This window comes from Pseudomonas fluorescens, from assembly GCF_001307155.1.
GTDB lineage: Bacteria > Pseudomonadota > Gammaproteobacteria > Pseudomonadales > Pseudomonadaceae > Aquipseudomonas > Aquipseudomonas helvetica.
Map to the genome: position 1 here is coordinate 5,515,406 of NZ_CP012830.1, position 12,219 is coordinate 5,527,624.

Genomic DNA, 12,219 nt, shown 5'->3' on the forward strand with positions numbered 1-12,219 from the left:
CAGCGCCGGTGTGAGTTTGCTGCTGTTTAATGACCTCCTGAATAACAATTGCCATTAAAGGGTATTTGATACCCCCTGAAGGATTACTTCCGAAACAAGAATAAGAGGGATTGCTTTTGCTGTAACCCACTCGATGGAAAGTGTTCAGCGTTCATTCAGAAAGTGATGCTGAAGGTCTTTCAAGACATAGCATGTTACAAATACTTGCACCAAACGTTTAAAGTGCCGCACGCTCTAGCTATATATGAGTTTGCAGCAAAATAATGAGGTTTAGAGTTTGAAGGCTCGCAACTAAGCCGTTGACGCATTAGTACCTGATCTTTAGGATCGCCGCTCCCTTGGGGAGTAGCCGCCTTCGTTTCCGGAAGGGGTCACGTCAACATACTTGGCTCGCAAGCCATGGCGTGACCGGTCATATGACTTGGCAAGACCATTGGTGAAGATACCTGTCTGTGGGTCGGACGCGGGTGTCTGAACCATTGGCTCTTGTGTCCGGCCCCTCAGGTTTCCTCATGCATTCAATGCCCATGACGTTTGCGTTGCTGTTGGGCTCCGCGGTTGTCATCTATCTGGCTTGTGAATACTTCGTTAATGGCATCGAGTGGGTCGGTCGCAAACTTGCGGTCGGGCAACAAGCCACGGGGTCCATTCTGGCAGCCTTTGGTACGGCATTACCGGAAAGCGTCATCACGTTTATTGCCGTTGTGTTTGGTGACACGCCAGAGCAGAAATCCCTCGGCGTCGGTGCTGCACTTGGCGGCCCTCTGGTCCTGGCGACGATCGCCTATGCGGTAGTCGGTGTAACACTCTTGCTGTGTCGCCAGCGCCTAGCGAATACCGAGGCTATCCGTCAGGACTTCAAGCGACTCAGCCGTGATCAAGGATGGTTCCTCGCAATCTTCGTTGCGAAGATTGCGCTCGGTCTTGTCGTGTTTGCCTACAAACCTTGGTTGGGTATTCTTTTCCTGGCGGCCTATGCGGCGTATTTCTGGAAGGAAATGCGCGGTGAGCAGGATGAAGAAGAGTATGAACTCGAGCCCCTGAAACTTGCGCCAGGCAAAGCGACTCCGTCGACCTCGGCGGCGGTGATTCAAACGCTTATTGCATTAGCGGTTATCTTTGCGGCCTCTCACTTCTTTGTCGGACAACTCGATGCCTTGGGCCCCATGCTGGGTATTCATCCTCAATTGCTGGCGCTGTTGCTCAGCCCAATTGCTACCGAACTGCCTGAAACGCTGAATGCGATCATTTGGGTACGCCAGGGTAAACACCGACTCGCCTTGGCCAACATCAGCGGCGCCATGATGATTCAAGCCACAGTGCCCACTGCATTCGGGCTGTTCTTTACGCCTTGGGCGCTGGATACGTCGCTGGTTCTGGCGGCAATCATCACCCTGATAGGTGTGGGCATCATGTTCTTCGCTTTCCGAAAGGGCATCATCTCGCGCTGGCTATTGGCATCGATGGTGTTGCTGTACATCCTCTTTGCAGTCCTTTTGAAGGTTCTTGATCTGGCTTAGCTGTCAGCTCAAGTAGTCTTCCAGGTGGCTGGATTCTTCTGCAAAGCGCTCGACCAGAAAATCCAGAAGGGCACGTACGCGAGGCGCCATGTACCGGTTGCGTTGATACACGGCATGTACCGGCGCCTCCGCAGTTCGCCACTCCGGCAACAGGATCTTCAAGCGTCCTGCTCGCAGGTCTGGGCCAATATCCCACAGCGATTTCATCGCAATGCCGTATCCGTGGACCGCCCATTCTCGGGCGACCGCGCCGTCATTCGTCTCGCGAGCGTTTGCGAGCGGGACCGTATAGTTTTCAACTTTGCCATTGCGGGTGAAGCGCCAGTCGTTCGCTGGCCCGGTGACAGAGTTGAGGACAATACAGTCGAAACGCTCCAGATCCCGTGGGTGTTCGGGGGCGCCGTGCTTTGCCAGATAGTCGGGCGACGCGCACAACACGCGCCGGTTGGGTGCCAGGGGACGGGCAACGAAGGAACTGTCCGGCGGCACACCGAATCGGATGGCGAGATCAATATCGTCTTGCAACAAATGCGACAGCGAATCCGACAGCACCAACGCGAACTTCACCTCGGGGTATTGGGTGTTGAACTGGTCAAGCCAATCCTTCAGCACATTGCGACCGAAATCCGAGGTTGCGGAAATTCGCACCTTGCCTCCCACGACGCTTTTCCCAGCCTGTAGAAAGGCATGGCCATCGTCGAGTGCCTGGAGTGCCTGCTGACAATAGGCCAAATACGCCAGCCCCTCATCCGTCAAGCGCAGGTGGCGTGTCGTGCGCTCGAACAGACGCGTATGCAACACCGACTCGAGCTTGACCAGGCGCGCACTGGCGGCAGCGGGGGATAGTCCGAGTTTGCGACCAGCGGCCGACAAACCGCCCAGATTGGCTGCTTCGACAAACAGCCGGATGTCGCCCAGGTAGTCCATGATATTTCGATATTTTTTGAAAGTGATTCAAATAGTACGTCAATTATCAAATTAGCTGGAACTGCTCAGAATGGCGACATCAATCAACGATTGGAGACTCCTGATGTCACTTTTCCCCGTTGCACGCCTGACCCACGCACGTTGCTGGTTGCTCTCTTCCCTGGTCGCCATCGCGGTAAGCCCCGTCTTCGCCGCGACCGATCCACTCGTCCAGCCCCGCACGGTGATCGTCGACCATAGTCTTGCGAAGGCACAGGCCGACGCGCAGATCCTGGCCGCACGCCGTTATGGCACGTTCTGGACCACCGGCGACGAAGCGCTCGCTCGCGCCGCCCTGGCACCCGACTTCAAGGATTCGACGCTGCCGCCAGGTCGCCCCCAAGGCATCACCGGACCGATCGCGGCATCGAAAACCATTCACGCGGCGATTCCTGATATCCAGTGCGAAGTGGAACAGATGATGGTGGTCGGCGACCGGGTCATCGCGCATTTGCGTTTCACCGGTCACTTTACTGGCCAGTTCAAGGGCGTTCAGGGCACAGGGCAGACGATCGACTTCATCGCGACGGACATCTACCGCGTCGTCGAGGGTCGTATCGCCGAGAACTGGCACCTCGAAGATAACCTGACCCTGCTGCAACAGCTCGGCATGGTGAAGTAAGGGGATCAGGAGATCGTTGCGCGTGGCCATGAAGCAGTCGGACACGCGCTCACTTGAACATCAATGCGACGGGTTGCGCCGGTACAAGGTCAGGCCCAGCGCGAGTAGAGCCAGCATTCCGGCACAGCTGCGGTTGATCCACTGCATGACTTGCGAGGAAAACCGGCGCATGGCAAGCCGTCCACCAAACGCGTACATGCTCATCATCACGCAGTCGACCAACGCACTGGTTATGGCAAGGAGCACGTACTGCTGGGCGACGGGTTCAGAGGGGCGGATGAACTGCGGTAGAAAGGCCGCAAAAAACAGCAAACCCTTGGGATTGGACAAGCCAACCAGGAGTGCTCGCAGGAAGGCCGACCTCCCGGTTGCCGCGCTCGGCGTGTACGCCTCGGAGAGTGCACGTGTCGGCGCGTGCCAGAGTACCCATGCCAGATAGAGCAGATAGGCGGTGCCTACCCATTTCACCAGGATGAACAACTGCTCAGAGGCTTGAAGCAAGGCGCCCAGACCGCAGCCCACCGCGCCAATCAATATAAGATCCGACAATGCCGCGCCTGCCATGCCAAAGGACGCCACCCGCATACCTTTAGAGGCACCATTACTCAGCGCCAGGAGCATTGAGGGTCCCGGCGTCATCATGACCACGCTTACCGTAATGATGTAGAGGAAAAGAGTAGATGCATCCATCGTGTAAGAATCCAGTGTTCGTGCGGTTGGGTTGGGGTAAGGCGAATACAGCTAACGGCATCAGCAAAGTTATGGCCCGAAGCGTTACGATAGGATACCCGGTTAACCTTTTGGGGGCCTACTTCCAGTTAGTCCCTGTCTGCACAGAGAGGAGAACACGATGAGTCGCGAACAGGTAGCACCCGAGACGAAAGGTGTGGCGGTGAAGTTACTTGCCACCGTTGACCTGGGTCCTGAGATCGAGGGCATGGCAGGGCGTCAGCTTAGAATGCGTATGGTGACCATCGAGCCTGGAGGCGTCTTCGGTCCGGTTCACAACCATAAAGACCGACCTGGCATTGTCTTCATTCTGCAAGGCACGATCACTGACCATCGAAATGGAGTCGCCACGGACTATGGACCCGGAGTGGGCTGGCCCGAGGACAGGAACACCACACACTGGCTTGAAAACAGAGGAATGATTGCGGCGGTGGAGATCTCGGTCGATATTGTCAGGCAAGAGTGAGCTCAGCTGTTGAGCGGTTATCAGGCAACCTGAATTAATGCCACTTCCTAGAGCTTTCCGGCAAGAGCGCTGGAATGTTTTCGAGGCATTGGCGAAGGAGAGGGCGAATGCTCCATGGCCAATTCCCCAAATGAATCGGCCGTGTCGATATAGCGCATGGCCGATTTCATGTCCTTCCAGCCGACGTACGTCATCAGCGCTTTGATATCCCAGCCATTAGCGGTAGCCCAGGTCGCAAACCCTCGGCGCAATGAGTGGCTGGTGTACAGCTCGCCGGGCACGCCTGCTCGGCTAAACACCCGACGCAGCAAAGGGATCAGGCTGTTGGCATTCAGGCCATCCTCCGCCAGGTGTCCCCAACGATCGAGCTTTCTGAAGACCGGACCCTTCGCAATGCCGGCGACGGTAATCCAGTTCACATAGGCCTGGACAGGGCAGAGCTTCTTCAAGGCCGGTGTGCGGAAGGTCGTTCCCAAGTGCTGACGATCACCTTTACTGTGCGGCAGGTAGAAGGTGATGCCCACACCCGTTTGCGCTTGGGTGTGCTCCACCTGTAATCGCGATAACTCATCGCCGCGAAAGCCGCGCCAGAAGCCAATCAGCATCAACGCAATATCCCGCCGACTGCGCAACATCCCCGTCAGGTCGTGCCGCGCGGCGGCCTGTTCCGCCTCTCGTTCCAGCCACTGAACAGCGTGTTCCAGGTGCTGCAGGAGCAGGGGCGCCGCTTGCTTTTCCTGGGCGGGATGCAAGGTGCGAATGCCCTTGATCATCTGCCGCACGGCGGGCGTCTTGGTCGGATCGGGAAAGCCTTGGGTGATATGCCACTGGGCGAGGGCGGCCAGACGCTGCTTGAGCGTGCTGACGGTGTGCTGGTCGGCGTACTCCGCCAGGTAGCGCACGATGCTGTCCCCGGTCGCGGGCAGGAACCCGCCCCAGGTCACTTCGAAGTGCTCCACTGCGGCGCGGTAGCTGCGCCGGGTGTTTTCCCGGGTGCCCGCCTGCAGGTAGCGATCAACCTTGCTCATATCGACCCATCCCCCCCGCGACCGTACCTTTTCCGACCTTGGAAAAGACGATTTTTGTCTATCTGATGCGATAACGCTCAATTATTTTATCAGATGACTGCGGTTTTATAGGCCTTTACTTCACACGAAAATAGAACGTAAATACATGGTATGTAAAACAGTACGAAATCGTCGGAGTACAAAATGGCCCGCGGCGGCATAAACAAGGCAATCGTGCAGAAAGCACGCGAGGCGCTGCTGGCTCGCGGAGAGAATCCGAGCATTGATGCCGTACGGGTTGAGCTTGGAAATACCGGCTCGAAAACCACAATTCATCGTTATCTGAAGGAGCTGGATGAGCTTGATCAGCGCCGAAAGGCGCCTCAACAGGGGCTGAGCGACGAATTGAACGAGTTGGTGGCACGGGTGGCGCAGCGCCTGGCAGAGGAGGGCGAGGAGCAGATTGAACAGGCACTGGCGGCTTCGCGGGTCGAGAAAAGCGAGTTACTCGAACAGCTTCAGGCCAGTCAGGATGCACTGCGGCAGCTCCAGCAGCAGTTCGATATCCAGCGCAGCGCCCTGGATACGGAGTCAGCTGAACTGCAGACCTGCCGTACGACATTACAGGCCGAACAAACCCGCAATGCCCGGCTGAGTCAGTCCAACCTGGATATTGAAGTGCGACTGAAAGACAAAGACGAACAGATTCGTTCGCTGGAGGAGAAGCACCTGCATGCACGTGATGCGCTAGAGCACTACCGTGGAGCGATCAAGGAGCAGCGCGAGCAGGAACAACGCCGCCATGAAGGGCAGTTGCAACAGGTCCAGATGGAGCTGCGTCATCTGCAGCAAACGCTGATCATCAAACAGGATGAGCTGACTCAGTTGAATCGGGATAACGAGCGTTTACTGACGGAAGCTCGCCAGCAGCAGAAGGCGTATCTGGATCAGGAATTGGTCAAGGAGCGCCAGACGGGTGAAATAAACTCGCTCAAAACCCTGGTCGCGCAAGGCGAGGGTGGCAAACAGGTGTTGCTGGATCAGGTCAGCACTTTGCAGCACAACATTAATGAGCTGGCTGATGCTCTGGAGAAGAGATCACTAGAGGCGAACGAACTGGCAGAAGAGCTGGATGCTGCTCGAGCAACTATCGCAAAAAAAGTCGATGGCTAAGGTGCATCTCGTTATCCAGACCGGCATAGCCGCTGGCCATCGAGCGCTTGTTGACGATGATGGTCTTGGCTTTGAACGCTTCGAGAATCGGCATGCCGGCAATCGGCGATTTCGGGTCGTTCTTCGCTGCCGGGTTGACCACGTCGTTGGCGCCGAGCACCAGTACCACATCGGCCTGGCCGAACTCGGAGTTGATGTCTTCCATCTCGAACACCCTGGAACGATGATCACGGTGTCGGCGTTGGTCAGCAGGAAAGTGACGTCGTCCGCCGAACCGGATTTCACCGGGCGGGCTGTAGGGGCGGTGGTCGCATTCAAAGCATTTTTGCTCGTCAGTGCATTTGGGGATCAGCAAGCGTTTTTTGCTCGGTTTGTGTTGGATCAGAAATGGGCGGATGCGTTGTTCGAAAACCGACCGCTGCGTGTCGGTGACAAACACGTTGTCGTTTCCAGAAGTCCTTTTCCTACAACTGCTACCGTAATGCCCACCGCTTATAAACAGAGGCACTGACTCAGGTTTTTCCACTTTTAACCCAAGCCCTTGCGACCCTCCAAATAGAGACATCGCGGTGTCGTTTTTTGAATGTGTGGAAAGGTCCAGTTAACTTGGGTGTGACTCTTGCAAGTAATTACAAAAAGCCCACCCAGCTTTGGTTGAATGGGCAATAAAAAGAGCCTCCGCCTGAGGCCATTCACCTGCTTTGTGTTAGGAGATACCGCGATGACGACGTTCAACTCCGGAACTAAACCCCATAACCATGCGCCTCAGTCCATCGGCTTTTTACTGTTGGACAATTTCACACTGATTTCTCTGGCTTCCGCCGTCGAACCCTTGCGTATGGCTAACCAATTGTCCGGTCGCGAGCTGTATCGCTGGACAACCCTCACCGCCGACGGAGGTCAGGTCTGGGCCAGTGACGGCTTGCAGATCACCCCTGACGCCGCCATGCACAAAGCCCCGACGCTGGACACGGTGATCGTCTGTGGTGGTATAGGCATTCAGCAGACGGTGACCCGCGCACACGTATCATGGCTACAGAGTCAGGCGCGTCAGTCCAAACGCCTGGGTGCGGTGTGCACCGGCAGTTGGGCCCTCGCCGGTGCCGGTTTGCTCGACGGCTTCGATTGCAGCGTGCACTGGGAGTGCCTGGCGGCCATGCAGGAAGCTTTCCCGCGTGTGGTCATGAGCACGCGTCTGTTCACCCTGGACCGTAACCGTTTCACCAGTTCCGGCGGTACCGCGCCACTGGACATGATGCTACACCTGATCAGCCGCGATCACGGCCGTGAGCTGTCGGCGGCGATCTCGGAAATGTTTGTCTATGAGCGCATCCGCAACGAGCAGGATCACCAGCGCGTGCCGCTCAAGCATATGCTCGGCACCAATCAGCCGAAGTTACAGGAAATAGTGGCGCTGATGGACGCCAACCTAGAAGAGCCGATCGACCTCGGCGAACTGGCGGTGTACGTCTCCGTGTCGCGGCGTCAGCTGGAGCGGCTGTTCCAGAAATACCTGCACTGCTCGCCGTCACGCTACTACCTCAAGCTACGGCTGATCCGCGCCCGACAGTTGCTCAAGCAAACGCCAATGTCGATCATCGAAGTGGCCTCGGTGTGTGGCTTCGTGTCCACGCCACACTTCTCCAAGTGCTACCGCGAGTACTACGGCATTCCACCACGCGACGAGCGTGTAAGTTCCAACACCACGCAACAAGTGACGATGATGCCGATCCCGCAAGCGATGGTGCTGTCGCAGTTGTCCCGACCGCTGTCGGCGCTCAGCCAGGCCCGTAACGAATCAACCTTTGCCAGCGTCCGGATATAGATGTCAGGCATGCACTGGCCTCGCGCAAGTCAGTACGCTTCAAGGAAGTTTTGGTGCATGAGTTTGTCGGGCCTCACCTGGAAAGCGCGGCGCATAAGTTGCTGACCCGCGTTACCGGGTGCATGAAGGCGCCTGCACTGCAATCCGCCAAGGGATGGTAGTGCCTAATACTACTGAATAGCTCACTGTTCATGAACAAAGGTGCTAACTCAGCCTTTCCGCTTGTAACTATTTGCTCTTGCGACCCCTTATAATAAAAAAGTGGTGGTGTTAATTTCTAAAATTCATTGGAGTTCAATTTTACTTTGGCATGACGCTTGCCCGCATCATCACCAGTAGCCCGCCATTTGCTGGACAGATAATAAAAAGAGCCTGCGTCTGGGGCCATCACCTGTCCTGTGTGAGGAGATACCTCGATGATGTCGCACAACTCCGGGGCCCAACCCCAGGACCGCCCCCCACAATCCATCGGTTTTCTGCTGCTGGACAATTTCACGCTGATTTCCCTGGCCTCGGCGGTCGAGCCGCTACGCATGGCCAACCAACTATCGGGGCGTGAGCTGTATCGCTGGACGACCCTCACCGCCAACGGCGGTCAGGTCTGGGCCAGTGACGGCCTGCAAATCACACCAGATGCGTCCATGCACAAAGCCCCTCCCATGGACACGGTGATTGTCTGTGGCGGCATCGGCATTCAACGCACCGTGACCCGTGAACACGTGTCGTGGCTGCAAAGCCAGGCCCGTCAGTCGCGCCGTCTCGGTGCGGTCTGCACCGGCAGTTGGGCCCTGGCCTGCGCCGGTCTGCTGGACGGTTTCGATTGCAGCGTACACTGGGAATGTCTGGCGTCGATGCAGGAAGCTTTCCCGCGGGTGGCGATGAGCACTCGCTTATTCACCCTCGACCGTAACCGGTTCACCAGTTCCGGCGGCACCGCGCCACTGGACATGATGCTGCACCTGATCAGCCGCGACCACGGCCGCGAATTGTCGGCAGCAATTTCGGAAATGTTCGTCTACGAGCGCATCCGCAATGAACAAGATCACCAGCGCGTGCCGCTCAAGCACATGCTGGGCACCAATCAGCCGAAGTTGCAGGAAATCGTCGCGCTGATGGAAGCCAACCTTGAAGAGCCGATCGACCTCGATGAATTGGCGGTGTACGTCGCGGTATCACGTCGTCAGCTGGAGCGGCTATTCCAGAAATACCTGCATTGCTCGCCGTCGCGTTATTACCTGAAACTGCGTTTGGTGCGTGCGCGGCAACTGCTCAAGCAAACACCAATGTCGATCATTGAAGTGGCGTCTATCTGTGGGTTCATATCCACGCCACACTTCTCCAAGTGCTATCGCGAATACTATGGCATTCCGCCACGCGACGAGCGCGTCGGCTCCAACACCGCGCAACAAGTGGCGTTGATTCCGTTGCCACAAGCCTTGGTGCTGTCCCCATTGTCTAGAGCAATGTCGACGCTCAGCCAGGCCCGCAACGAATCAACCTTTGCCAGCGTCCGGGTATAGATTTATATCACGCAAAACTCTGGGGTATCGATTAGTACCCCAGAGCTTCCCTTGCATGCTGCTTCAGTTGCCTTACATAAAACAGAATTGACTCACCGACTGGTGTTAGCGCGAACCCGCGCGCATTTTTTCCTGCCACGGCTACCGCAATTACAAGAAAGTACAACCAACGGTAATTTCTCGATGCCAGGCTGTCAGCTATGGTACAGGAGGGCAGGGGCAAGGTAATTTCCAGCCCTCGTGTTTATACTTCCGACCGTCATCAAGCCAAGATAGTTAAAGGATCCTAAGTTCCTTATCAGCAATCAGCCGGTGAAGGATCAACGTCTACATCTTTTGAAGAGACTGCACTGTCGCTCGACGTGACGACGATCGTTAACGGTAAAGGTGTGCTGCTCGATATCACTCTTTCAAAGAATGAGCCTGATTATCCCTACACCACGAACGACGTGCCGCCAATCAACACAACCTCGTTGACTTCCCGGTTTTTTCTCCGTTCGGCCAGACCATTGTTTGGGGGGGATTTATTCTGACGTCGATACCACAGTCATTAAAAGTGTTCCGTTTTTGGGCAAGATTCCAGGCTTAAAATGGTTATTTACCAGCAGCTCGACGGTATCAAGCAGTACAGAGCTTGTGCTTTTGAGGCTGACCCTCGTTTTCCAAGGACTGAATATGATCCTGAGGGGCATCTGTGTTTAATCGCCGGCTTGCCTGGAACAGGCATGGTCTGATCGATCTGTACAATGCCATTCCCACGGATCTGGCCAACCAGCTGAGGGAAACGTCAGAGCGATTGGCTCCAGGTTTTCCATTGGAAAAATGGATCACGGCGTGTTCGAAGCTGTTTGTTGGCACTCGATATCCATATGAAGCCGATTCGGTTCAAGCCGTTGACCTCGATGTGTTGAAGCTCGCACCGCATCTGGACCAGGTGCTGGAGGAAATGACGCGTCAACCAGTCAGCATCCGGTTGTGAGGGCTTTGATTTTCGCATCCGCGAAAACGCCGGTGAGAGACAGTGCCAGGCTTCAAATGTGACCACCCGAGCCTCCCACGTAAGAATGCGAATAGGCGCATAATGTATATTATGTTAAATCATGTGTCTGAGCGGAACTTTCCTCCTTGTCCATTTCCGCGATTCTGTGTCGGTTTTTTCACGAACCTGTGCTGACTGGTTTTTCATGAGCTTAGACATCTCTCTTCAGGTACTGCCAGCGATATCTTGCTTGGCTGGCCCACAGTTGGACTCCTGAGCAAGCCAATAAGGCGATCAGGGACAACAACGAATCTCAAAATCATTTTCAGGCCCTCTCCTATATTGTCTTGCGGTTTGGTGGTCGCCGCGGTAATCGATAGGCATTCCAACAACAATTTGACGTGGAGCGGCGACGTTTGGAATTAAGACAACTGCGATATTTCGTAAAAATCCTCGAACACGGCAGCTTGGGACGCGCAGCTCTTGAACTGGACGTCGGCGTATCAGCCCTTAGCCAACAGATCGCGAAACTTGAAAGTGAGCTGTCAACCCGCCTCCTTAATCGCACCACTACTGGCGTCACACCTACCAGCTCCGGTATGGCGTTCCTGCACCATGCCCAGCTGTGTTTGCGGCAAGCCGAAAATGCGATCATGGCCGCTCACCGTGGGCGAATGAGTGGGTACGTCACCGTCGGAATGGCGCCCACGACTGCCACTGTTCTTGCCCTGCCATTGATCAACGCGATGCGAGAGCGCTACCCGGATATCCAATTGCACCTGGTCGAGATGCTGTCCGGGCATTTGGCCACACAACTCAATGCTCGCCAGATCGACCTGGCCATTCTGTTTCAACTCGAAGGTGGTAAGCGCTGGAGCGTGACACCGCTGCTCGACGAAAAACTATTTGTCATCAGCTCACCGCACCTGCCCCACGCACCACAAGGAACCAGCGTGCATCTGGCGGATCTGGGGCAACTTCCACTGGTAATGCCGAGTGCGCAACACGGTTTGCGTTCTACGCTGATGGTTGCGTTTGAACGTTCGGGATTGGCTCCCAACATCATCATGGAAGTGGATGGTCTTGCCGTATTGATGAACGCCGTACGCGCAGGTCATGCTGCCACCATCCAGCCCGGTGCGGCAGCGGCGCTCAAAGGTGAGTCGGGACTTTCAGTGGTGGAAATTTCCGATGCTCACGTAGGTCGACGAAACCTGCTGGCGACACTGCCTGATGATGAGCTGTCTCCCGCTGCTCTGGCGGCGCGACTGGTCATCACCGATGTCGCTCGACAGTTGGTCGTTGATCAACATTGGCCGGGAGCGTCGTGGATTGAGGACGTCGCGTCATGATCCCGGCGCACCCTCTTCCCGGTTTCCAATACTGGGGTGTCCGCACCAAAGCCTTTACGA

12 protein-coding genes, 1 pseudogene and 1 riboswitch are annotated in these 12,219 nt (G+C 56.0%); of the genes and pseudogenes, 9 read left to right on the forward strand and 4 right to left on the reverse strand.

From position 1 onward, the window contains the following. Positions 1 to 335: 335 nt before the first annotated feature. Positions 336 to 494: riboswitch (yybP-ykoY riboswitch) on the forward strand. A gap of 33 nt (positions 495 to 527) precedes the next feature. Beyond that, positions 528 to 1,520 (forward strand): sodium:calcium antiporter, encoded by a 993-nt coding sequence (locus AO353_RS25005; RefSeq protein ID WP_237142927.1) that lies wholly within the window; start codon positions 528 to 530, stop codon positions 1,518 to 1,520. Between the two features lie 3 nt (positions 1,521 to 1,523). Here AO353_RS25005 and AO353_RS25010 read toward each other — a convergent pair whose 3' ends face one another. Then, positions 1,524 to 2,447, reverse strand: a complete 924-nt coding sequence (locus tag AO353_RS25010; protein ID WP_054597369.1) for a LysR family transcriptional regulator — start codon at positions 2,445 to 2,447, stop codon at positions 1,524 to 1,526. A 103-nt stretch (positions 2,448 to 2,550) separates the two neighbouring features. Here AO353_RS25010 and AO353_RS25015 point away from each other — a divergent pair, with 103 nt between their 5' ends. Next, a complete protein-coding gene (locus AO353_RS25015; protein ID WP_054597370.1) occupies positions 2,551 to 3,108 on the forward strand; it encodes an ester cyclase in 558 nt (185 codons plus the stop codon). 60 nt (positions 3,109 to 3,168) lie between these two features. Here AO353_RS25015 and AO353_RS25020 read toward each other — a convergent pair whose 3' ends face one another. Continuing rightward, the gene (locus AO353_RS25020) at positions 3,169 to 3,798 is read right to left on the reverse strand and encodes a LysE family translocator (protein WP_054597371.1); all 630 of its coding nucleotides are present in this window, start codon (positions 3,796 to 3,798) and stop codon (positions 3,169 to 3,171) included. A gap of 160 nt (positions 3,799 to 3,958) precedes the next feature. Here AO353_RS25020 and AO353_RS25025 point away from each other — a divergent pair, with 160 nt between their 5' ends. Further along, complete coding sequence (locus AO353_RS25025) at positions 3,959 to 4,303, forward strand: cupin domain-containing protein (RefSeq protein ID WP_054597372.1); 345 nt, start codon at positions 3,959 to 3,961, stop codon at positions 4,301 to 4,303. Positions 4,304 to 4,350: 47 nt separating this feature from the next. Here the strand turns inward: AO353_RS25025 and AO353_RS25030 are convergent, their stop codons facing one another. After that, positions 4,351 to 5,331: a site-specific integrase gene (locus AO353_RS25030; RefSeq protein ID WP_054597373.1), complete on the reverse strand. Its 981-nt coding sequence runs from the start codon at positions 5,329 to 5,331 to the stop codon at positions 4,351 to 4,353. A 183-nt stretch (positions 5,332 to 5,514) separates the two neighbouring features. Here AO353_RS25030 and AO353_RS25035 point away from each other — a divergent pair, with 183 nt between their 5' ends. Continuing rightward, positions 5,515 to 6,483, forward strand: a complete 969-nt coding sequence (locus AO353_RS25035; protein WP_054597374.1) for a DNA-binding protein — start codon at positions 5,515 to 5,517, stop codon at positions 6,481 to 6,483. 4 nt (positions 6,484 to 6,487) lie between these two features. Here the strand turns inward: AO353_RS25035 and AO353_RS25040 are convergent. After that, positions 6,488 to 6,774: pseudogene (locus AO353_RS25040) on the reverse strand (NAD(P)(+) transhydrogenase (Re/Si-specific) subunit beta); the annotation flags it as partial. Between the two features lie 430 nt (positions 6,775 to 7,204). Between AO353_RS25040 and AO353_RS25045 the strand changes: the two are divergent. The 5 genes from AO353_RS25045 to AO353_RS25060 all read left to right on the forward strand — a co-directional run bounded on the left by AO353_RS25045 (position 7,205) and on the right by AO353_RS25060 (position 12,159). Further along, positions 7,205 to 8,308: a GlxA family transcriptional regulator gene (locus tag AO353_RS25045; RefSeq protein WP_054597376.1), complete on the forward strand. Its 1,104-nt coding sequence runs from the start codon at positions 7,205 to 7,207 to the stop codon at positions 8,306 to 8,308. A 416-nt stretch (positions 8,309 to 8,724) separates the two neighbouring features. Then, entirely contained in the window at positions 8,725 to 9,828 is a 1,104-nt protein-coding gene (locus AO353_RS25050) for a GlxA family transcriptional regulator (protein WP_054597377.1), read from the forward strand. Positions 9,829 to 10,395: 567 nt separating this feature from the next. Further along, entirely contained in the window at positions 10,396 to 10,530 is a 135-nt protein-coding gene (locus AO353_RS32270; protein ID WP_371917668.1) for a hypothetical protein, read from the forward strand. Further along, positions 10,523 to 10,807, forward strand: coding sequence for a hypothetical protein (locus AO353_RS25055; RefSeq protein ID WP_237142928.1), 285 nt, complete (start codon positions 10,523 to 10,525; stop codon positions 10,805 to 10,807). Before AO353_RS32270 ends, AO353_RS25055 begins: the two co-directional genes overlap by 8 nt. A 416-nt stretch (positions 10,808 to 11,223) precedes the next feature. Beyond that, the gene (locus AO353_RS25060; RefSeq protein WP_054597378.1) at positions 11,224 to 12,159 is read left to right on the forward strand and encodes a LysR substrate-binding domain-containing protein; all 936 of its coding nucleotides are present in this window, start codon (positions 11,224 to 11,226) and stop codon (positions 12,157 to 12,159) included. The last annotated feature ends 60 nt before the right edge of the window (positions 12,160 to 12,219 follow it).

Bases quoted from the DNA above. Each gene is read 5' to 3' on its own strand.
- AO353_RS25005 (WP_237142927.1), top strand. From the start codon at position 528: ATGACGTTTGCGTTGCTGTTGGGCTCCGCGGTTGTCATCTATCTGGCT.
- AO353_RS25010 (WP_054597369.1), bottom strand. From the start codon at position 2,447: ATGGACTACCTGGGCGACATCCGGCTGTTTGTCGAAGCAGCCAATCTG.
- AO353_RS25015 (WP_054597370.1), top strand. From the start codon at position 2,551: ATGTCACTTTTCCCCGTTGCACGCCTGACCCACGCACGTTGCTGGTTG.
- AO353_RS25020 (WP_054597371.1), bottom strand. From the start codon at position 3,798: ATGGATGCATCTACTCTTTTCCTCTACATCATTACGGTAAGCGTGGTC.
- AO353_RS25025 (WP_054597372.1), top strand. From the start codon at position 3,959: ATGAGTCGCGAACAGGTAGCACCCGAGACGAAAGGTGTGGCGGTGAAG.
- AO353_RS25030 (WP_054597373.1), bottom strand. From the start codon at position 5,331: ATGAGCAAGGTTGATCGCTACCTGCAGGCGGGCACCCGGGAAAACACC.
- AO353_RS25035 (WP_054597374.1), top strand. From the start codon at position 5,515: ATGGCCCGCGGCGGCATAAACAAGGCAATCGTGCAGAAAGCACGCGAG.
- AO353_RS25045 (WP_054597376.1), top strand. From the start codon at position 7,205: ATGACGACGTTCAACTCCGGAACTAAACCCCATAACCATGCGCCTCAG.
- AO353_RS25050 (WP_054597377.1), top strand. From the start codon at position 8,725: ATGATGTCGCACAACTCCGGGGCCCAACCCCAGGACCGCCCCCCACAA.